Consider the following 20,442-nt stretch of genomic DNA (forward strand, 5'->3'; position numbering starts at 1 on the left):
GGGTGGAGCAGCCCGGTAGCTCGTCAGGCTCATAACCTGAAGGCCGCAGGTTCAAATCCTGCCCCCGCAACCAAACACTCAAAAGCCCGCGCGGAGAAATCCGCCGGGCTTTTTGACGTTCTAGCGCTACCCGGAGAGAACGGTAAGCGGCAAGCTGACCCCATCTGGCGTAGGTAGCGCGGGCGCCTGTATTGCGGACAGACGATTCACAGGCGTGAGCTTCTATGTCTGCGCCTAGCTCTGGAACTAGAAACCTCCATATGATCGAAGCCGTTCCGGAACGGCTTGAGGCTGCGCCGCGGCAGTTTCGGCGGCGGTGGTCCGATGAATTCAAGGAGCGGGCCGTGGTTGAGGCAATGGAGCCCGGCGCAAGCATTTCGGCGATTGCGCATCGCATCGGAATACATCCGTCGCAATTATTTGGCTGGCGCCGCAATGCTCGTGCCGGACAACGATCCTTCTCGGCGGATCCGGCTGTTCAGGTAGAAGCTGGACCGGTTGGTGCGAGAGCGGTGATCGAGCTTGTCATCGGCGAGATCGTTGTCCGGGCGGGCGCGGATAAGCGGGGCAGATTTGGTGGCGGCGCACCCGCTTTAGATCGAGCTTCGGGCCGCGCGGTTTCTTGCCGGCTGCTTGAGGGCGCCGTTCCAGGTAGCGCAGGACGGGACCGACCAGCAGTCTCCCGAGGACTTGCTTCTGCTCAAGAAGCGCAAGAAGCAGCATGCCGCCGAGGAAGGGCAGACAGAACAGCAGCGACCGCAGGCCGAGGAGCCGCAGCGTCAGGTCGAAGAGCCGGTTCGCAAGAAGCGCAAACAGCAGGCCGAAGAGCAGCAGCCCGGCTCCGAGGAAAACGCACCGCGGCAGGCTGAAGAGCTGCAAGCGCCTGTGCGCAAGAAGAGGAAGCAGCACGCCGAAGAACAGCAGCCTGGCGTCGAGGAAAGCGCTCCGCAGCAGGCCGAAGAGCAACAAGCTCCGATGCGCAAGAAGCGCAAGCAGCAGGCGGAGGAGCAGCCTGGTGCAGAGGAAGGGACTCCACAGCAGGCCGAAGAGCAACAAACTCCTGTGCGCAAGAAGCGCAAGCAGCAAGCTGAGGAACAGCAGCCTGGTGTCGATGAAGCGGCTCCGCGGCAGGCTGAGGAGCAACAAAATCCTGTGCCCAAGAGGCGCAAGCAGCAGGCCCAAGACCACCAGCCCGCCGTAGAAGAAGGGACCCCGCAGCAGGCCGAAGAACAGCAGGCACCCGCGCCCAATAAGCGCAAGCAGCAGGCGGAAGGACGGCAGCCCGCCGTAGAGGAAGGCACCCCTCAGAAGGCCGAGGAACAGCAGGTACCGCTACCCAAGAAGCGCAAGCAGCAAGCTGAAGGAAAGCAGCCCGAGGAGCAAAAGGCCCTCGAAGAGCGTGCCGCACCGACAGGCGAAACCACAGCAGAGCAGCCGACGCCGCAGACAGGCGAGGGTGAGCAGCAGCCGGTTCCAGGGGCCGAACAACCCGCAACGGCCGAGCAGCGCCAGGGCGAGGAGCCCCAGGGCAAGGCCGCGCCGGTTGTCGTCGACAAGCGCACGAAGGAAGAGAAGCGCAAGATCGCCGAGGATCCGGCGGCGACGGACGAAACCGTGGTGCTTCCGGTCGATAACGGCGCGGCTGTGCTCGACAGCGACAAGGACGCCGATAATTTCGGTGATAACCGGGCACGCGAGACTCGGCGCAAGCAGCGCGAAGAGCTGCGCGTCCAGGATCAGAACATAGCGCCGCCTGCAGACGACGCCGCGGCCCAGGCTGAGATTCCGGCCGAGGTGCGGCAGGCCGTTTCGCAGAGGATCGAGGCGGCGATCAAGGAAGAAGGCCGACGCGTCGAGGCGGCGCCAGTCTTCGCGGTCCCGGAGACGACGAACATCGTCAACAACACCGTTATCAACAATACGGTGATCAACAGCACGACGGTCAACAACACCACGAACAATGATGTGACCGAGGTGCAGGTGGTCGAGAGGGTCGACGATCGCGTCGTCCTCGGCGTCGGCGACCAGATTTTCGTGCGTGGCGACGATCGTCCGCGCCTGCGCCACGATGCGCAAGAGTCTTACTACGACGAGCTTCCGCGCGGACGCGTTCGTGAAACGATCGTCCGTCCGGGCGGGTATCGGATCGTCACCGTCTACGCTATGGTGACATCTTGCAGCGCTCGCGCGTCGATGACGATGGCAACGAATATGTGCTGATGTACGCGCCGGAGTATCAGGAGGATCGGCGCCCGGCGATCGTCGACGTCGGGTACGAACTGCCGCCGATGCGCCTGACGATTCCGGTCGATGACTACATCGTCGATTACTCGGAAGACCCGGATCGGGATTACTACGAATTCCTGTCCGAGCCGCCGGTCGAACGCGTCGAGCGAGTCTATACGATCGATGAGGTCCGCAATTCGGCTCGCCTCCGTGACAAGGTCCGGCGCATCGATCTCGACACGATCCACTTCGCGACGGGGAGTGCCGAAGTCTCGATGTCACAGGCAAAGACACTGCGAACGGTCGCCGATGCAATGCAGAAGGTTCTCGACAAGGATCCCGGGGAAACCTTCTTCATCGAGGGGCATACGGATGCTGTCGGCTCTGACCGCGCGAACTTGGTCCTGTCCGATGAACGAGCGGAGTCGGTCGCAGTCCTCCTGACCGAGGTCTATGGCATCCCGGCGGAAAACCTCGTCACGCAAGGCTATGGTGAGCGCTTCCTGAAAATCGGTACGCAGGAACCCGAGGAGGAGAACCGCCGGGTGACCATCCGAAGGGTGACGCCGCTGGTGCGCCCGGTCGCGCAGCGGTAACCGAAATCTGCGTCGCCATGCGTCTTATCAGACGTGTGGCGACGCGGCATCCTGAGTCGCTGCCGATCCTCCGATCTTGCTGGCGACAAGCATTCGTGAATATGGGAAAATGCCGGCATATTAAGCCCGACGATATCGTGGCGCCCCAGGAGCGGTCATCGCTGTGGATCGAAAGCTCGCAGCCATCCTTTCAGCCGATGTTGCTGGCTTCAGTCGCCTTGCGGCGCTGGACGAGGAAGGTACACTTGCCGCACTAAATGTGTGCCGCAACCGGATTGCCGAAGTTGTGAAGGAGCATGGCGGCCGTATCTTCGGTAGCGCCGGTGACGGTTTTGTCGCCGAGTTTCCAAGCGCTGTCCAGGCCGTCCGGTGCTCAGTCGAAATCCAGCGCCGTCTTTTCAGTACCTTGGAAGACCGCCCGCCCGATCGCCCTTTGGAGTTCCGCATCGGTATCAACCTGGGTGACGTGGTCGTAGCGGGAGACGACCTGCTCGGCGACGGCGTCAATATCGCTGCGCGCGTGCAAGAGATCGCCGCTCCGTCAGGCATCTGCATTTCCGCATCGGTGCGCGAGCATCTCGATGGGAAAGTGCCGTTCCCGCTGATCAGCCTCGGCGAGCGCAACTTGAAGAACATCCCGCGCCCAATTTTCGTCTTCGGGGTCGATTGGCAGCAAGAGACGTCTGTCGAAGGCGGCATCGCGTCCGTGCCACCACTTGCCGCCCGCCGTGGCAAGGACCAGCCATCGATCGTCGTCATGCCCTTCGACAACCTCAGCGGGCGAGACGATGAATACTTCGTGGACGGCGTTGTCGAGGAGATCACCGCGGCGCTCTCGTGCGTTCGGAATTTCTTTGTAATCGCGCGACAGTCCGCGTTCACCTACAAGGGACGCTTCGTCGACGTGCGCGAGGTCGGCAGGGAACTCGGCGTCAATTATGTGGTCGAGGGCACCGTTCGCCGAGGCGGCGATCGACTGCGCATTTCGGTGCAATTGGTCGATGCGGAGACAAGGACCCAGTTCTGGTCCGACCGTTACGAGGGCGCAATCGAAGACATGTTCGAGTTCCAGGATCGGATCGCGGCGCAGGTGGCAGGCGCCATTCACCCGGCGATCCGCGATGCCGAGATCGAACTGGCTAGGCGCAGGCCGCCGACCAGTCTCAGGGCCTATGACCTTGTCATGCGCGCCTACCCGAACCTCTGGGGCCGCCGCAAGGATACCAACAACCAGGCGATCGAGCTGCTTCGGCAAGCTATCGCCGTCGATCCGGGCTATGGTCGCGCGCATGCACTTTTGGCGTGGTGCCACGCCTCGAACGCCTCCTACCTATGGACCGAACAGCCGGAGCGTGAGCTGGAAAAGGCGCGCGCAGCGGTAGAGGCTGTGGGCTCGATCGGCGACGATCCAACCGCCCTGACTGCCGCCGGTGCGGCAATGAGCATCTGCGGCGACCAGGAGCGCGCGACCACCTTTATCGAAAAGGCGCTTGCGCTTGATCCGAACAATGCCTGGGCATGGGCGCGCCTGGGGTGGCTCGCGATCTACAAGAACGAAGCCACGCACGCACCGGAATGCTTCCAGCGGGGGATGACCCTGAGCCCAAGAGATCCGCTCGCATTCAATATGAGATTGGGGATGGCTTTTTCCTTGGCCATGGAAGGTGCTCTTTCACAGGCGATTGCGATAGCCCATGAGGTCGTCAACACCTATCCGGACGTCACATGGTCCTACCGTCATCTCGCCGCCTGGTCGGCGATGAACGGAGACTTGGAGACCTCCCGATGGGCTGCGAGGAAGCTATTGGCGGCCGAGCCAGGCTTTACAATCGACCGGTATCGAGCGCTTCCCTGGTTTCAAAACATCCCGCGGTGGCAAGATCAAATGGCCGAGGGGTTGCGGAAAGCGGGATTGCCTGAACGCTGATGGCCATTCAAGGACATGCACGATGGCTGGAAAAGGCGCAAAGCACTCTGCCCCTGCATGGGGGCTTGCCCAATAGAGCGGTTCCTCCGTCGGGCCGATAAGGGCACCTGGATTGCTTGCCGGACCCGGATGGCGGGCCGGTCTGCTATATGCTCTTCGCTTTCGTCAAATCCCCGACCCGTCCAGTTCTTGGTCGTCATCGCCTTCCCAGGGTAGGGGCATCGAGGTGAGATTGAGATTGGCTGAAGGCATCGGCATCCAGCATTTCAGTTCCGGCTCGGCGTATTCGATGATGCGGCCGGGCGAGGAATCGGAGGCGCGCCAGCCTTCTCTACCGAACTGATCGCCATTCGACCAATATGCAAGGTCAACTTCCGCTGTCCCCTGTTCGGACGGGCGGATCGTGACGAGGATCCGACTGCCGTTTTTCGGTGCGCTTGCCATGTGGCGCCAGCGGTCTGGCTCAGCCATCATTCGTCCTCCTCCTCGCTCCCGGTTGCAAGTTTCGCCGCGCCGTCGAAAACGGTCAACACAAACTTTGGGCAACCCACCGTCTATCGATTGGGGGTTCGATCCACGACATGCTGTACGAGCGTGGTCGCGGCGAGTAAGCGTCGCTCAGATATTAGCGGCGGCGGATCGCCGTAACCCCGTGAAATCCAATGCGTTCGGCAGCCTCCCGCACGCGTTCGGCCGTTTGAGCGCGCACCGGACCCCGCACATTCAGGATGCGGTCGACGGTGGAAACGCCGACGTCTGCGGCTTTGAAGCGTGGTCGGGAGAGTCGAGTGCGGATAGGCCCTAGCCGATTGTTCGCACGCTATCGGCCATCAGCTTGATGCCGAGTGCGCCCACCACAGCGCCAGCCACGCGGTCAATCCAGGTCTTCGAGCGCAGATAGACGACCCGCGGCGCACGTGACGAAAAACCCAGGGCGACAATCGCATACCACACGAACTCGTTGATGAAGAGCAGTGGCGGAAGCGCCAGCAGCATCCAGGTGGGTGTGGGAGACGGTAGCAGCGCAGCAAACATGGATGCATAGAAGATGGCCGTCTTCGGATTGGAAATCTGCACGAAAAGGCCCCGCAGCAGAGACTTCCACAGTGTACCTGGTTGATCTGCGGGCGCATCGGCAATTGCTATCGTCTGGGGAGCGGCACGCCAGATACCGACGCCGATCCAGACGAGGTACGCGCCACCGGCGAGCCTGAGCAGCATGCTGAGCCACTCCACTTGAAGGAGGATCGCTGTCAGGCCGGCGACTGCAATGCAAGCGAATAGAAAGCCGCCAATTCCCATGCCTACCGCTGCCATTAATCCGTCAGCGCGTGACCGGGCGATCGCGATACGCGACACCACAATAAAGCTTGGGCCAGGACTCATGGCTCCAAGAAGGAAGACGCCCAGGATGGTGACAAGAATTGCGAATTCATGCATGTCGCTTCCTCCCGAAAAATCCGGCACCGCGGTGCGCCAGCACTATGGCGACTGTTGCGTCGTTGCTCAATCGTCCGAGTGCTCAGTCCAGCACGCGCAACCGACGCGTATCCTCATTAGGGGCGATTTGGCCGTTGCTCCATTCCCTCAGGCAAATTCTATTGTGGCCTGGGCTTCGTTGACCACCCAATCGATGAACACCTTGGCGAGCGGGGAATGGTCCCGGTTCTTTTGCGTGATGACGTAATAGCCCTTCGTCGCCGATTTTATGAAACCTTTGAGCGGGCGGACAAGCGCACCTTGGGCAAGCTCTTCGCCAGCAGTGATGTTGTCCCCCATCGCAATGCCAATTCCGCAGCGTGCCGCCGCGAGGTTCTGATTGAAATCTTCAAAACTCAGCCGGCGAACCGTGACGGGTATCTCCTGGTCATGGTGACGGAACCAGTCGTTCCAGTGGGCGGATCCGACGCCGTCGAGAAGGACGTGGCGGGTCAGGTCCCTGGTGCGCTTGATGTCGCCGTCCCGGTTGAGGAGGATTGGGCTGCAACGCGAGTTGCTTCCTCGGGGTCGTGTTCAAAAGCCGTTGTGCCAGTCGGGGGTGTTCGAACCCGACCGCAAGTTCAGGTCAGGGTCCAACCCCAGGCCGGCGTCGACGAGTATGTCTGGTCGCCGCTGCGAAGGAGGACCACGTTGCGCGACCAATCGAAAGGGTCTGACGGCAGGAACATGTCGTTTAGCCAGTCCGCCCGGACGGCCGGGTCGACGTTGTGGGCCAACATCGCGGTTGACAGCGACAGAACCCCATCGCTGACCACCAGCGCTCATCGAGTGTAGTAGCCGGGCTGATCGAGGTCTGCGAGAAGGCCGGGGCCGGAAGGCTGCCAGTCAAGCAATGTCCGGGTATGCGCGCTGGAAGCGGCCATGTCGGCGCCTGCCATCGTGGCGAACCAGCCGAAGTGTTCACGCGGCCGCGCCTCGACAGGAAGGTTGAGTTGGCGGCCGATTACAGCGGCGATTTCCTTGAACGGGACCGCCTCGTCGGCGACGGCGTGGTACACCGGTTCCGTCACTCCCTGCTCCAGGGCGAGCCGGTAGACGCGGGCGGCATCCAGCCTGTGAACACCCGACCAGCAGTTCTGTCCTTCGTCGACATAGGCCGAAACGCCAGTCGCGTGCGCCAGCTTCACCAGGACCGGAACAAAGCCGTAATCGCCGATCCCGTGAACGGACGGGGCGAGGCGTATGGTTGCTGCGCGCACGCTCCGTGCGGCAAGGGTTCTTGCTGCTGCCTCCGACTTGCGCGGGCTGGCCGGGTTCGGAAGGTCCATTTCGGTGACGCCGCGCGGCAGGCCGGACAGACCGGAGGTAAGCAGCAGCGGCCGGTTCGATCCTTCGAGTGCACCGCCGAGGATCTCGATCACGCGCTGGTCGTGTGCGGCACTCTCGAGGAATGTCGTGAAGCCATGGTTCCCGGCGGCATGGATGAAATCATGGTTGAAAGCGGTATGGACGACGGCGTCTGCCGCCGATGCGGCTTCGCGCAGCACATCAAGGTCGTCGAGCGAGCCCTGGACTATATTGGCGCCGGCGGCGACAAGATGTTCTGCTTTCTCCATGGAGCGGGCAAGGCCGGTGACGCGGTGGCCTGCGCGTAAAAGGTCGTCCACGATGGCCGCGCCGACCCAGCCGGTCGCGCCCGTTACGAATACGTGCATGATGTTTCTCCAGTCTTCGGACAAGTCTTGAAGGTTGGGTAGCCGCAGATTTATCCGGCCCGCATGGACAGTTCGACATCCTCCGCGAAGGGCACGGAGATATAGCCCGAGGCCTCTGAGCGAACATGGGCAAGGTAGTCGGGGCAATCGTCGGCGTTATCAGCGACAATCAATGCGCCGGGTTTCAGACGGTCTTCCACCAGATCCAGCACCTCGTGGTAGAGGGCCTTGGCGCCATCGAGCAGCAGCAGATCGATCGTCTCGGGAAGACGGGTGCTCAAGGTCTTGAGCGCATCGCCTTCCCGGATTTCGACAAGGTCGATAAGGCCGCCGTCAGCCAGGTTTTGGCGTGCCCGTAGGATCTTGGAAGGCTCGAACTCGCTGGTGATCAATCGCCCGCCGCCATTGTCCCGCAGCGCGGCGGCAAGATGGAGCGTGGAGATGCCGAAGGATGTGCCGAATTCCACGATCGATTTTGCGCCGCAGCTGCGAGCCAGCATGTAAAGCAGCGTGCCCGTTTCGCGCGATACCGGGAGCCAGAGATCCTTCAGTCGCCCATACAAATCGAGATATTCCGTCTTGCTGCGCACGAGACGTTCGCGCTCCTCGCGCGAAAGCGCGGCCATCGCCGGACTTGATGCCGCATCGGCTTCTTTGAACAGGCGATCGAGAAGCGGTGCGAGAGGTTCGGTGGTCAAGGTCGTCATGAAAAGCTCCGTTGTAGGAATGCGCTTGTGTTGAAATTGAAAATACGAATAATTCGTCGCATTTGCTAATCGCATTGCCGAGCGCCCCAATGACGGATCGTCCAAGTGCCCGTATATCCTCAAGAAAACAGCCGAGGCAGGCGCGCTCGAACGAGCTTGTCCGCGCCATTTTGCAGGCTGCTGTTCAGGTTTTGGCGGAGGAGGGTGCGCAGAGATTCACGACCACCCGGGTGGCGGAAAAAGCCGGCGTGAGCATCGGATCGCTCTACCAGTATTTTCCCAACAAGGCCGCGATCCTCTTTCGCTTGCAAAGAGACGAGTGGCAGCAGACGACGGATCTTCTGCGGGGTATCCTCGAGGATCGCTCGCAATCGCCGTTTGAGCGGCTACGGACCCTCGTTCACGCCTTTATCCGGTCCGAATGCGAGGAGGCGATCGTCCGCGTCGCGCTTGATGACGCCGCCCCGCTCTATCGCGATGCGCCCGAAGCTCGGGAGGCAAAGGAAGCGGGCGATCCGATCTTCGAAAATTTCATGCTGGAAGTGCTTCCGCACAGCACCGGTGCTGCCCGGCAACTGGCCGCGGATCTGATCATCACGACGATGACCACCGTCGGTAAGGCGTTTTCAGAGACGCCACGGAGTCTGGCCGAGATAGAGGCCTATGCCGGCGCCATGGCCGACATGTTCTGCGCCTACATCAGCAGCATGGCTGACGGCGCTAAATCGTAGCGCCGGAAACGTCTCTGTGAGGCGGGCGGTGCCGGCAGGTTGAACCGACCGGTTGATTGACTAACGGCCGGTTCGACTGCATGTCGCCGGGATACACGTCCGCGCGCCGCAATCAGCCGTCCGACCAGAAGCGTTCCTTGTCAAAGGCCTTTTTCTGTTCGCCGAGTTGGTAAGCGCCCTTCGGTGCGCGGTTTGCATCCTCAGCGCCGGCCACCGAGAACCCGAGGCCTGCCGGAAGGATGAGTTGCTCAAGATCCTTGGCCGGCGCCAGCGCCCACTTGAGAAGCGTAGCGTCGCGAATGGCCCACTCCGTCTTCGCGGACGGCGAGCCCGTGAGACTGGATTCGCTGGTGCCCGGTGCCCGCATCATGCCCGTGCCAAGTGCGATCTTGAACGACGATGACGGAACGAATGCAGAGATGTTTACGGGGAGCGCGCGCTCGCTGGCGACCGTGCGGAGCGTCGGAAGCGGTGCTGTGATTGAAGCAAGGTCGAAGAACGGCGGTTCTTCGACAGACTGCTTGAGGGTCTGGCGTTCGAGGGCTTCTTCCCCACGGCTCTTGCGCGTTGGAAGCATTGCGGTGAGCAGGGTGTTGTCGGCGGGTGCCGCAGTCTTTAATTTTGCTGGACCGGCACTGTTCGCAGCCACGATCGAGGTGGCCTTGACCCGTCGTTTGTAGTCGGCCATCGCCTGGTCATAACCCGGCAAGGTCCCGCCATTGGCGGGAAGGTGAAGCGTCTGCCCCTTCGGGAAAATGCGGGCCAGTTCCTGGCGCGACATCCGCGGCCACGCCCGCACGTTTCCGACGTCGAGATGCACGAAGGGAGATCCGGAGGTGGGGTAGTAGCCGACCCCACCGACTTGCATCTGCATGGCGATCTCCCGCAACCGAGCGAGTTTCACGCCTGGAATGTAGAAGTCCATGGCCTTTCCCAGCATGTGCTGGCTGTTCTTGGCGACCCCGGTGCTGCGCGAACGGCCGCGCAGCATGTTATTGGTGGCGGGCGAGCGGTAGGCGGAGACGATGTTGATGTAGTCCTTGGCCCCGGCACGCTGGTAGACTTCCCAGACGAGGTCGAGAAGACGCGGGTCCATGCGGGCAGGCTCGTTCCTACGCCAGTCGCGGAGAAAGCGATTGATTTGTGAAAGCCCTTTCGGGTCGTATTTACCGTCCCGCTTGAAGGTGATCGTCGCGCGCTCGCCGGTGTGGGTGAAGAACAGTTTTAATGATCGAACTTCCGCCGAAGACGCGGTGGTGGTGAAGGCCATAGCGGACGCTGCGATGGCGGCGATCGCGGTCACACGCCCAAACCATCGTCCAATGCGCTGAACGCTTCTTCTTGCGACGCACGATACAGGCGCCAGATACGCGGTTACTGGATACTCAGACACGGCGGGTTCCGATTCATTCGAGGTACAATCCACCGGCGGCAACGACCGGCGGTTCGGCTCTTCGACGGAAATTATGGTCAACGAAGGATTAAGAACCCGTTGATGCTGCCCCCTGAGGCTTCATGATGAAGAATTCCTGCGACGAGCAGATCCCCACGACCTCGGCCTTCGTTGGCCAAATCGGTCGGCCAAGGCGAGGCCACTTGCTTTCTCCGGTCCATACGTTAGCTCATACTGAATGAACCGGTTGTATCTGCGTAGCCTGGGTGTCCTATGAGAAGTACTTCAGACGTCATTGCCGAACTGACGCAGGCCGAGCGTGACGTTCACATGCTGACGGAGGGCGAAAAGCTTCGCCTCCTCGTCCGGGCCTATGTCGCTGTCCAGGAAGGCTGGACGATGCTCGGGCAGCCCGATCGACTGAAGGAGTCAGCCGAAACCATGGATGTCATTCGGGCCGGTGGGATGCCGGTGCATCTTTACGATGACGAGATGCGGGCAATCCTCCAGGAGGCCGTCAAGGTCATCAGGCAGATCGAGGCCGCCATGGAAGCGAAAAACAATCCGATGCCCGCACGTGGCAAGTCTACGGAGCAAGAGTAGTAAACGCCCGGCGATACGGCCGAAGACCATCGGTCGCGCTGCTCGTCGCCGTCCGTGCGTGGGACGTTCGCGAGACCAAGTTGCCATCGACTTCAGGAAAGAACGGCGTCGTCTGAGATTGGGAACGTTCTGGCACAATCTTGCGGGGCGGCGACCAAAATGGCACCGTGCACTGCGAGGAAAAATGACGATGGCCGATACACAAGCACTTTACCGCCTCTACGGCGTTCCGAGCTGGGGCTCCGTTCTCGTCGAAGCGGCGCTGGTGCAAGCGCGGCTACCCTATACGTTCGAGAATGTCGCGGGGTTCGATGAGCCCGGCCCGGCCCGGGACCGTCTTGTCGCCGTCAACCCGCTCGCACAGGTGCCCGTGCTCATACTTCCCGATGGCACGGTGATGACGGAGAGCGCGGCCATTCTGCTTCATCTTGCGGAGACATACCCAGAAGCCGGACTTGCGCCATCGGTCGGGGACCCGCTTCGTCCTGCCTTTCTTCGTCGCCTGATCTGGCTCGTGACTGCCGTATATGGGACCTTCACCTACGCTGACTACCCCGAGCGTTGGGCACCGAGCGTGCCGGACGAGTTGCGCAGCCGGGTGCTCGGGCGCCGAATGGATCTGTGGCGCCAGTGGGAGGACGAGATCGCACCCGCGCCGTGGGCGCTCGGAGAGCGGTTCTCTGCCCTTGATATCTGGATCGCGGCGATGACGCGCTGGCGACCGGGGCGCGATTGGCTGGCAGAAAACTGCCCGAAGCTGCTCAGTATTGCCCGGCGTGTCGACGCGGATCCCGATCTTCGCGAGCTATGGACGAGCAACTTCGGCGCGATCTAATTCGCAACCCTGTCCCGCCGGGTGCGTATGTCTGGCGCTCCGGCGCCAGTCCCTGCTAGGCCACATCGGGCATCAGCAAAGACACGGGAAGCACCGCTTCTTCCTTGACGGTCTTGGTGACGATGTAGGTGAAGTAGCGCGCGATGCCGAGTTCCCTATCGAGAAGTGTGTCGATCAGGCGCTGATAGGCGTCGATATTGGCGGCGACAATTTTCAGGATATAGTCGACGCCGCCGCCGACCGACCAGCAGCAGACGATTTCCGGAATATCGCGGACGGCTCGTTCGAACCGGTCGAAGTCCGCCTGACGGTGGTTGGCGAGCGTCAGCTCGACCATCACGCTTGCAACCGGCGCCACACGCCGCAATGCCACGTGCGCATGGTAGCCGCTGATGATGCCGGCCTTTTCCAGCTTGCGCAGCCGCATCCAGCAGGGCGTGGGCGAAAGGCCCGCCTTTTCGGCGAGTGCGAGTTTGGTGATGCGTCCATCCCGCTGGATTGCATCGAGAATGCGCAGGTCGATCGCATCAAGCTTCATGGCAAACTCCCGCGCAACTCGTTTGTCTGCTCTTATTTAGCCTTGCCGAGCAATGCAGCCTTTTCCGCATCCATTTCGGCGATGTCCTGGAACCGGTCGGCAATGCGGGCATGGGCACGGCCGCTGTCGGAGGCACCTATGGCGACGATAATTTCGTCCGGCCCCGGGGCGTCGGCGATCTGGAAGTTGGAAGTGAGAAAATGCGATCGTTTGCCGCTCTCGCTCTTGTGCATCATCGGCAGTGACAGCAGCGCACCAGGCGCATTGCGGGTGTTGGCGAATTCCAGGTAGTTGGTGCCGCCGATCGCCTCGCGAAAGGGATTGCCGAAACGCAGGGTGTGGATCATCGCCGAAGCATGTTCGATTTCACCGGCGATGCCGACGGCCGCCGCCTTGCCGCAAGCTTCGATCCGTTCCGGCTCCATTTGGCGCAGCAATCGGTCCGTCATCTCGCGGCTGAGCTCGCTTGCAATGCGGATAATCTCCGGCCTGAGGTTTTCGACGAAGCCGCGGCCTGCCCAGGGATTCTGGATCACTGCCGCGACCACGACGATATTGACGGGACGCGGCGCCGCCTTGCCGCCCTCCACCAGCGTTTCTTCGAGGAAAGTGCAGATTTTTCGAATGCCGATCGTCATGGGATGCGCCGTTGCTGTTCGTTGGGATTGCTTCGCACCCTAGCGGGATCGTCGGGCGGCGCTTCCTACATTTCGTCGGAAGATGTGCGCTGCGGCTTCGCGGAAGCGGAGTAGACTTTGGCCTTCGCCGCGCGCATGGTTGGTTGATAGATGTCAAGAGGCGAGACGATTTGGATCAGAAGTCCCAGATACTGGCGCTCCGCGACGTCGCCAGTCAGATCAACAGCGGTGGCGATCTTCAGACGGCGCTGCAGCAGCTCATTGCGGCCGCCTGTCGCCATGCGAACTGGTCTCTGGGGTCGATCATGGGCATCGACGCGGCGCATGGTTACGCCCATGTCATCGTGCGCTACGATCCGACACTGATCGAGCGGCGACTGCCCGACAAATGGGAGCTGGCGACCAGCCCGTCGCTGATCGCGCTGCAGCGAAACGAGCCCGTCTACATCCGTGACGCACGCGAATCCGCCGAGTTTCCAGGTTATCGGAGGGAGGCTTTCGAGCGCGACTATCGTACGGTGCTCGTCATGCCGATGAACTGCAGGGATGCTGAGGGCCGACCGATGGTGCTGAGCGTCATTGCTCGCGAGGTCGCCGAGGTGTCGGAAGACGATCTCGCCTTTCTCGGCACGATCATCCACCTCGGTGCCATCGCCGTCGAACGGGAACATCGTCTCGAGGCGGAGAAGCGGTCGGCGCAGCGGCTGGAGCGCGCCCTGGAGGCACATACCTCGCTTCTGGAACATGTGTTGAGCGATGGGGCGGTCGCACCACTTTCGGCCATGGTCGGCACGATGCTGCCGAATCCGACGGTGGTCGTTGATTTCACCGCCAATCAGGTTGTCGCCGGCCAGCCGCCGAACGCACTCTACGACGAGGCCAGTTGGCACGAGGCGGCTTCCACCGTTCTTAGCCGGCCGCTGATGAAGGCCGCCCGAGACGCTGTCGAGCGCGGGACGACCGATGCCGTGAACCTCTACCTCGATGACGGCACGCAACGGTTCAAGATAACGGCCCGTGTCGAAGCGCTGATGGTCGACAATCAACTGGTCGGGGCGCTCATCATCTTCCCGACGACGCGCGAGTTCAGCGATCTCGATCTCCTGATGCTCGACAGCGCCAAGTTTGCGCTGAGCGTGCAGATGATGCGAAGCTTCATCCGGTTTCGCTTCGAGACCAGGACGCAGACCGAACTCTTCTTCGAGATCGTGGAGGCGCGGTGGCGCAATGCCGGCGATGTTGCCCAGCGCGCCCAGCGGCTCGGCCTGAGTTTTTCCGTGCCTCAGCAGATGATCGTCGTCGATTTTCCGGATAAGACGAAGGCATTTGGCGGCGCTTCCGTCGATGTGGAGCACACGCTGTCGCGTGTCATGCAGCAGGCATCCGTTCAGGCGAACTTGATTGCCGTCGAGGGCGGCGTCGTCTGCCTCGTTCCCCACGATACGGGTAAGCGGCAGGAGCGCACGACAAAGCTCGCCCGCCGTATTGCCGAGGAACTCGGCCGTTACTTCGACGAGGCACCGATCGTCGTCGCCAGCAACCGGTGTGCGGCCCTGTCGGATTATCCGCAGGCCTGGGAGCGCTGCGCGCGAATGATCCGCATCGGCCGCTCCTTTGGTCTGACTGGCGCGGTCTCTGCGCAGGATTTCGGCCCGCTGCCGATGCTGGTCGCTGCCTGCGAGGCCGGCGACGTGCGCGGTTTCGTGCACGAGAGTGTTGGGGCGATCGCCGATCACGACCGGGACAACGGAACCCCCTACCTCGAAACGCTGTCGATCTACTTGCAGGAGGGGTGTCGCAGCCAGGCTTGTGCCGACGCGATGGGCCTGCATGTGACGACGCTGCGCTATCGGCTGGCGCGCATCCAGGAGCTGTTTGGCGTGGATGTCGAAACGCCGGAAAAGCGCTTTGCCGTCGAACTCGCGATCCGCCTGCACGGTGTCATCGACAACCGTTCCACCCTCCGCAGCTAGTTTTTCCTCGTCCGTCGGGAGCCGTCTTGCGACCACGTCGCCACCCCTTTTCGTGGGCTTCAATCGCCTCCTAGGGTTCGATGCAGAAGTTCTTCGCCCACTCCTGTGAAGCGACGGAAGAACGACCGCCGTGACGGCATTAGCCTCCAATCAACCTGATGGTGAGGAGGCAAGAAGCGCATGGTTGAGACTGCAGCATCGACGGACGTGCCGATTGATCCGATTGCGCTTCGCCGCGCCTTCGGTACGTTCGTGACCGGTGTCACCGTCATCACCACCCGCGACGATGACGGCACGCCGCGTGGAATGACTGCGAACTCCTTCACCTCGGTTTCGCTCGATCCTCCGCTGCTTCTGGTCTGCGTTGCGAAGTCGGCTTCGAGCTATCCTGCCTTCACCAATGCAGGGTGTTTTGCGGTCAACATCCTCCATGAAGGACAGGTCGACGTCTCCGGAACCTTTGCCTCAAAATCTCCGGACAAGTTTCAGTCGGTGACCCACGATCACATCCACACGGGCGCGCCGGTCCTGACCGACAGCCTGACCTGGTTCGACTGCACGACTTTCAGCACTGTTGATGCCGGCGATCATGCGATCCTGATCGGCCAAGTTCGGGCCTTTGGTACCAGTCCGACCGCACCGCTCGGCTTTTGCCGCGGCCGCTATGCCAGCGTTAAGGATCCGTTGCCGAATGGCTGGCTCGCGTCGCATGGCATGATCATCGGCTATCTGATCGAAGCGGGTGACGGCCTGCTTCTGCGTTCGGACGGCAAGGGCGGCTGGGTTTTGCCGTCTGCGCGGCGACGCAAGGCGGACAGCCAGCTCGTCATCGACGGTGGCGACGCGCTGCGGCTCGTCCCGGACGAGACCTTCCTCTATTCGGTCTTCGATGTTGCAGACAGCGACCCGGGCTATCTGGTCTATCGCGCCCGACTGGCGGGCGAGGGCGGCGCCGGCACCAGGCTGCCAGCCGATCTGCGCTTCTTCCCGCTCGACGATCTTCCCGACGATGCGATCGCGACGCACGAACTGCGATCCATGTTGCGGCGCTACGTACGCGAGAGGCAGGCGGGCCGCTTCGGCATCTACATGGATTCCGACGACGGTGGCCGTATCGCGATGATCGACGGCGAAGCCCGTACCTGGCTTCAGACCTCCAAAGACCAAGGACAATGATATGAAGACGACGGTCAGTTCCATCGAAGGTTCGCGCCAGCTCCTGTTCATCAACGGACAGTTCGTGGCGCCGAAGAACGGCAATTACATCGCCAGTTTCGACCCGACGACGGGCGAGCGCTGGTATCATCTTGCCGAAGCGGATGCGGACGATGTCGAGGCCGCCGTGGCCGCTGCCAATGCCGCCTTTCGCGATCCGGCCTGGCGCCGCATGACGCAGACCGATCGCGGTGCGCTGATGCGCCGGCTTGCCGAACTCGTTCGCGCCAACGCCGACACGCTCGCGGAAATCGAGACGCGCGACAATGGCAAGCTTCTCAAGGAAACCCGGGCGCAGATGCGCTCCATGCCCGACAGCTACCACTATTTCGCGGGCATGGCCGACAAATTGCAGGGCGAGACGATCCCGATCAATCGTCTCGATACGTTGAACTTCAATTTGCGCGAACCCTTGGGCGTCGTCGGCATGATCACGCCGTGGAATTCGCCGCTGATGCTTCTGACCGGCACGCTGGCGCCTTGCCTCGCAATCGGCAATACGGTCGTCATCAAACCTTCGGAGCATGCGACCGCCTCGACGCTGGCGCTTGCGGAGCTGATCCACGAGGCGGGCTTTCCCGCCGGCGTCGTCAATGTCGTGACCGGTACCGGCCAGAGTGCCGGCGAGGCGCTGACACGTCATCCCGGAATTGCGAAGTACGTCTTCACCGGCAGCACGGCCACGGGCCGGCGCATCGCCGGCAACGCGGCTGAGAACCTTGTCCCTTGCTCGATGGAGCTCGGCGGCAAGTCGCCTCATGTCGTTTTTGGCGATGTCGATATCGAACATGCGGTCAACGGCGTCGTCTCCGGTGTCTTTGCTGCCGCTGGCCAGACCTGTGTCGCAGGCTCGCGCTGTTTTGTGGAAGCGCGCATCTACGATCGCTTCATTGAGGCGCTCGTCGCCAGGACAGAACGCATCTGCGTCGGCCTTCCGATGGCCGACGACACCGACATCGGTCCGCTCGCGCTCGCTGATCAGCTTTCAAAAGTCGAATCCTACGTGGCCTCCGGCGTCAGGGAAGGGGCGCGCATCGCCGCCGGCGGCCGGCGGCCGCAGCGGCAAGGGCTTTCGTCGGGGGGCTGGTACTTCGAACCGACCGTGATGGTCGACGCCGAAAACGACATGACCTTCATGCGCGACGAACTCTTCGGCCCGGTGGTCGGCGTCATGTCATTTCGCGACGAGGAAGAGATGATCCGGCTCGCCAACGACACGCGCTATGGCCTGGCCTCCGGCATCTGGACCAAGGACATCGATCGGGCGCTGCGGTTCGCCAACCGGATCGACGCCGGGACCGTATGGATCAACACCTACCGCTCTGCCTCTTTCATGTCCGCCAACGGCGGATTCAAGCAAAGCGGCTACGGCCGGCGCGGCGGCTTCGAGGTCATGCACGAGTTCTCGCGATTGAAGAACGTCATCGTCGACTACTCCGGCGGGATGCAGGACCCCTTCGTCATCCGCCTGAAATGACAGCAAAAGCACGGGCACAGGAAAGGCAGAAAACATGAAGTTCGCAGTCTCCCTCACGATGGAACGCTTCTCCCCCGATATTCCGATGGAGCAGGTGAAGAGCAACTTGCTGCAACTCGCGCGGCTTGCCGACGAAGGCGGCTTCGAAACGCTGTGGACTGCCGAGCACCACACGCTGGAATGCACGATCTCCCCCAATCCGTTTCAGACATTGGTCTGGCTTGCCCAGCACACGGATCGCATCCGGCTCGGCACCTCCACCCTGGTCGCGCCCTATTGGAACCCGATCCGGCTCGCCGGCGAGTCGGCACTCTGCGATCACCTGACCAACGGGCGCCTGGAATTCGGCATCGCCCGCGGCTCCTACCAGTACGAGTTCGACCGCATGGCGGGCGGCATGCCGCAGCAGGAGGGTGTGGCCTACATGAAGGAGATCGTGCCGGCCGTGAAAAAGCTCTGGTCCGGCGACTATGCCCATGAGGGGCAATACTGGAATTTCCCGATCACGGCGGCCGTGCCGAAGCCGCTGCAGCAGCCTCATCCGCCGATCTGGGTGGCGGCGCGCGACCCCGGCACTTTCGACTGGGCGATCGCGAACGGCGCCAGCATCCTGTCGACACCGCTTTCCGCTCCGGAGGCCGAGATCCACGTGCTTTCCGAGAAGTTTCATAAGGCCGTTGCCGATCATCCCGAAGTACGGCGTCCGCGCTTCATGATGCAGCGCCGCACCTGCGTCTATGACCGGCCGGATGGCTGGGAGCGCGCCGTCAGACACAGCATGGATTACGGCCGCGCCTTCGAAAACCTCATGCAGAACATCGGAACCGTGAGCGAGGGGTTCCCCGAGGCTGTGCCCTATGAGGCGGTCAAGGGCAAAGACAACTACAACCCGGAAAACATCCGCAAGAACCTGATGTTCGGCACGCCGGACGAAGCGATCGAGAAGCTGCTGGTCTATGAGGCCGCCGGCGTGGACCAGTACTGCCTGGGCCTGACCTTCAATCTGCCGTTCGAGCTGCAGAAGCGGACGCTGGAATTGTTCGTCAGCGAAATCATGCCATTCTTCGCCGCCCGTGAGACGGAACAGAAGCGCGTTGCGGTGGGTGGCTGACGATGGCAGGGGCTCAGCGCCATACCATTGGAGAGGTGACGCTCAACTACCGTATCGAGGGGGAAGGCGAACCGCTCGTCTGCATCCATGGCGTCGGCTCCTATCTCGAGGCATGGTCGGGCGTGGTCGAACGGTTGAAGGATCGGTTCACGATCCTGACATTCGACCTTCGCGGGCATGGCCGGTCCAGCTGGGTCAAGGGGCGGTACGAGATCGATGATTTCGTCAACGAGACGCTGGCTCTCGCCGATGCGGTGGGTTTCCCCACCTTCCACCTTGCGGGGTTTTCGCTGGGCGGGCTGATCGCCCAGCGTCTCGCCCTGACCCATCTGGGCCGTCTGCGCCGGCTGGCGCTCTTGTCGACGGTCGCCGGCCGCACGCCGGCCGAACGTGAGCGGGTTCTCGAACGCCTGGCGGCGCTCAGAGCCGGCACGCCCGCCGATCATCACAATGCCTCACTGTCGCGCTGGCTGACGGAAGACTTCCAGGCGCGCCACCCGGACGTGGTCGAAAGGCTAAGGGCGCGGGACGCCGAAAACGATCCCGACTGCTACGCGGCCGCCTATCGCGTGTTGGCGGAAACGGATTTCGGCGGTTTTCTCGACCAGATCCGCTGCCCGACGCTGATCGCCACCGGCGAGGACGACGCCGGCTCCAACCCACGTATGGCGCGCTACATGCATGAGCGCATTCCCGGTTCGCAGCTTCGCATCCTGCCGGGCCTGCGCCACTCCATCCTCATCGAGGCGCCAGACGTTGTTGCATCGCTGATGGGCGAGTTTTTGTGCCAGGGGGAGACGGTTGATGGATGAGGCTTTGCAGGCAAGGGGAGAGGCTGTCCGGCGCAGGGTGCTCGGTGACGACTATGTCGATCGCGCGGTCGGTAGCAGCGATGCCTTCTCGCGTCCGTTCCAGGATCTGTTGAACGAATATTGCTGGGGCACCGTCTGGACGGACGAGGGCCTCGATCTGAAGAGCCGCAGCCTGCTCAACCTCGGAATGCTCGCGGCGCTCAACCGAATGCATGAGTTCGGCATCCATTTTCGTGGGGCGATCCGCAACGGTCTAACCGATGACGAGCTTCGCGCGGCACTCGTGCAGATCGCGATCTACTGCGGCATTCCCGCGGGTGTCGAAGCCTTCCGTGTCGCGCGGAGCGTCCGCGACGAGATGGCTCAGAAAGGATAGCGCTGATTTCCACGGTTTCTAGGAAAGGGCAGCGCCGCGCTACCTCGTATCGCCGGAAGACGGAAGGCCGCCTGAGAACAGAAGATCAACCCGATGGCAGGAAGAGGACCCTGTCAAAAACAGAACGAC

General features: G+C 62.1%; 19 protein-coding genes and 3 pseudogenes. 12 read left to right on the forward strand and 10 right to left on the reverse strand.

The window, feature by feature from the left end; translation table 11 throughout:
- The first annotated feature begins 356 nt into the window (after window positions 1-356).
- The 3 genes and pseudogenes from AC3WWH_RS12465 (at window position 357) to AC3WWH_RS12475 (ending at window position 4,749) form a co-directional block, all read left to right on the forward strand.
- The gene (locus AC3WWH_RS12465) at window positions 357-869 is read left to right on the forward strand and encodes a transposase (RefSeq protein WP_492377099.1); all 513 of its coding nucleotides are present in this window, start codon (window positions 357-359) and stop codon (window positions 867-869) included.
- 4 nt (window positions 870-873) lie between these two features.
- Window positions 874-2,822 (forward strand): annotated as a pseudogene (locus tag AC3WWH_RS12470) (OmpA family protein).
- A 163-nt stretch (window positions 2,823-2,985) separates the two neighbouring features.
- Window positions 2,986-4,749, forward strand: a complete 1,764-nt coding sequence (locus AC3WWH_RS12475) for an adenylate/guanylate cyclase domain-containing protein (protein ID WP_058321953.1) — start codon at window positions 2,986-2,988, stop codon at window positions 4,747-4,749.
- Between the two features lie 165 nt (window positions 4,750-4,914).
- Here AC3WWH_RS12475 and AC3WWH_RS12480 read toward each other — a convergent pair whose 3' ends face one another.
- The 7 genes and pseudogenes from AC3WWH_RS12480 to AC3WWH_RS12510 all read right to left on the reverse strand — a co-directional run bounded on the left by AC3WWH_RS12480 (window position 4,915) and on the right by AC3WWH_RS12510 (window position 8,611).
- Complete coding sequence (locus tag AC3WWH_RS12480) at window positions 4,915-5,220, reverse strand: hypothetical protein (RefSeq protein WP_057249940.1); 306 nt, start codon at window positions 5,218-5,220, stop codon at window positions 4,915-4,917.
- Window positions 5,221-5,377: 157 nt separating this feature from the next.
- Window positions 5,378-5,545: pseudogene (locus tag AC3WWH_RS12485) on the reverse strand (LacI family DNA-binding transcriptional regulator); the annotation flags it as partial.
- Window positions 5,546-5,550: 5 nt separating this feature from the next.
- Window positions 5,551-6,189 (reverse strand): LysE family translocator, encoded by a 639-nt coding sequence (locus AC3WWH_RS12490; protein ID WP_058321952.1) that lies wholly within the window; start codon window positions 6,187-6,189, stop codon window positions 5,551-5,553.
- Between the two features lie 147 nt (window positions 6,190-6,336).
- Window positions 6,337-6,726 (reverse strand): LysR substrate-binding domain-containing protein, encoded by a 390-nt coding sequence (locus AC3WWH_RS12495; RefSeq protein ID WP_082640758.1) that lies wholly within the window; start codon window positions 6,724-6,726, stop codon window positions 6,337-6,339.
- A gap of 78 nt (window positions 6,727-6,804) precedes the next feature.
- Window positions 6,805-7,007 (reverse strand): annotated as a pseudogene (locus tag AC3WWH_RS12500) (MBL fold metallo-hydrolase); the annotation flags it as partial.
- Window positions 7,008-7,010: 3 nt separating this feature from the next.
- Window positions 7,011-7,904, reverse strand: coding sequence for an SDR family oxidoreductase (locus AC3WWH_RS12505; RefSeq protein ID WP_492376989.1), 894 nt, complete (start codon window positions 7,902-7,904; stop codon window positions 7,011-7,013).
- 50 nt (window positions 7,905-7,954) lie between these two features.
- The gene (locus AC3WWH_RS12510) at window positions 7,955-8,611 is read right to left on the reverse strand and encodes an O-methyltransferase (protein ID WP_058321949.1); all 657 of its coding nucleotides are present in this window, start codon (window positions 8,609-8,611) and stop codon (window positions 7,955-7,957) included.
- Between the two features lie 89 nt (window positions 8,612-8,700).
- Between AC3WWH_RS12510 and AC3WWH_RS12515 the strand changes: the two genes are divergently transcribed.
- Entirely contained in the window at window positions 8,701-9,342 is a 642-nt protein-coding gene (locus AC3WWH_RS12515) for a TetR/AcrR family transcriptional regulator (RefSeq protein ID WP_058321948.1), read from the forward strand.
- Window positions 9,343-9,454: 112 nt separating this feature from the next.
- Here the strand turns inward: AC3WWH_RS12515 and AC3WWH_RS12520 are convergent, their stop codons facing one another.
- Window positions 9,455-10,612 (reverse strand): peptidoglycan L,D-endopeptidase MepK, encoded by a 1,158-nt coding sequence (locus AC3WWH_RS12520; RefSeq protein WP_082640763.1) that lies wholly within the window; start codon window positions 10,610-10,612, stop codon window positions 9,455-9,457.
- Window positions 10,613-11,008: 396 nt separating this feature from the next.
- On the opposite strand from AC3WWH_RS12520, the gene AC3WWH_RS12525 reads away from it, so the two are divergent.
- Together AC3WWH_RS12525 and AC3WWH_RS12530 are read left to right on the forward strand one after the other, a co-directional pair.
- Window positions 11,009-11,338: a hypothetical protein gene (locus AC3WWH_RS12525; protein WP_058321947.1), complete on the forward strand. Its 330-nt coding sequence runs from the start codon at window positions 11,009-11,011 to the stop codon at window positions 11,336-11,338.
- A 190-nt stretch (window positions 11,339-11,528) separates the two neighbouring features.
- A complete protein-coding gene (locus AC3WWH_RS12530; protein WP_197417298.1) occupies window positions 11,529-12,173 on the forward strand; it encodes a glutathione S-transferase family protein in 645 nt (214 codons plus the stop codon).
- 55 nt (window positions 12,174-12,228) lie between these two features.
- Here AC3WWH_RS12530 and AC3WWH_RS12535 read toward each other — a convergent pair whose 3' ends face one another.
- Together AC3WWH_RS12535 and AC3WWH_RS12540 are read right to left on the reverse strand one after the other, a co-directional pair.
- The gene (locus AC3WWH_RS12535) at window positions 12,229-12,711 is read right to left on the reverse strand and encodes an Lrp/AsnC family transcriptional regulator (RefSeq protein WP_058321944.1); all 483 of its coding nucleotides are present in this window, start codon (window positions 12,709-12,711) and stop codon (window positions 12,229-12,231) included.
- Window positions 12,712-12,743: 32 nt separating this feature from the next.
- Entirely contained in the window at window positions 12,744-13,349 is a 606-nt protein-coding gene (locus tag AC3WWH_RS12540) for an amino acid synthesis family protein (RefSeq protein WP_113399618.1), read from the reverse strand.
- Between the two features lie 170 nt (window positions 13,350-13,519).
- On the opposite strand from AC3WWH_RS12540, the gene AC3WWH_RS12545 reads away from it, so the two are divergent.
- The 6 genes from AC3WWH_RS12545 (at window position 13,520) to AC3WWH_RS12570 (ending at window position 20,313) form a co-directional block, all read left to right on the forward strand.
- Window positions 13,520-15,322, forward strand: coding sequence for a helix-turn-helix domain-containing protein (locus tag AC3WWH_RS12545; protein ID WP_058321942.1), 1,803 nt, complete (start codon window positions 13,520-13,522; stop codon window positions 15,320-15,322).
- 180 nt (window positions 15,323-15,502) lie between these two features.
- Window positions 15,503-16,498, forward strand: coding sequence for a flavin reductase (locus tag AC3WWH_RS12550; RefSeq protein ID WP_058321941.1), 996 nt, complete (start codon window positions 15,503-15,505; stop codon window positions 16,496-16,498).
- 1 nt (window position 16,499) lies between these two features.
- The gene (locus tag AC3WWH_RS12555) at window positions 16,500-18,014 is read left to right on the forward strand and encodes an aldehyde dehydrogenase (protein WP_058321940.1); all 1,515 of its coding nucleotides are present in this window, start codon (window positions 16,500-16,502) and stop codon (window positions 18,012-18,014) included.
- Between the two features lie 34 nt (window positions 18,015-18,048).
- Window positions 18,049-19,125, forward strand: a complete 1,077-nt coding sequence (locus tag AC3WWH_RS12560) for an LLM class flavin-dependent oxidoreductase (RefSeq protein ID WP_058321939.1) — start codon at window positions 18,049-18,051, stop codon at window positions 19,123-19,125.
- A gap of 2 nt (window positions 19,126-19,127) precedes the next feature.
- On the forward strand, window positions 19,128-19,937 hold the full coding sequence (locus tag AC3WWH_RS12565; protein WP_058321938.1) for an alpha/beta fold hydrolase: 810 nt from the start codon (window positions 19,128-19,130) through the stop codon (window positions 19,935-19,937).
- A complete protein-coding gene (locus tag AC3WWH_RS12570) occupies window positions 19,930-20,313 on the forward strand; it encodes a carboxymuconolactone decarboxylase family protein (RefSeq protein WP_058321937.1) in 384 nt (127 codons plus the stop codon). Before AC3WWH_RS12565 ends, AC3WWH_RS12570 begins: the two co-directional genes overlap by 8 nt.
- Window positions 20,314-20,442 lie beyond the last annotated feature (129 nt).

This window comes from Ensifer sp. EB106-03-01-XG145 (assembly GCF_058792075.1).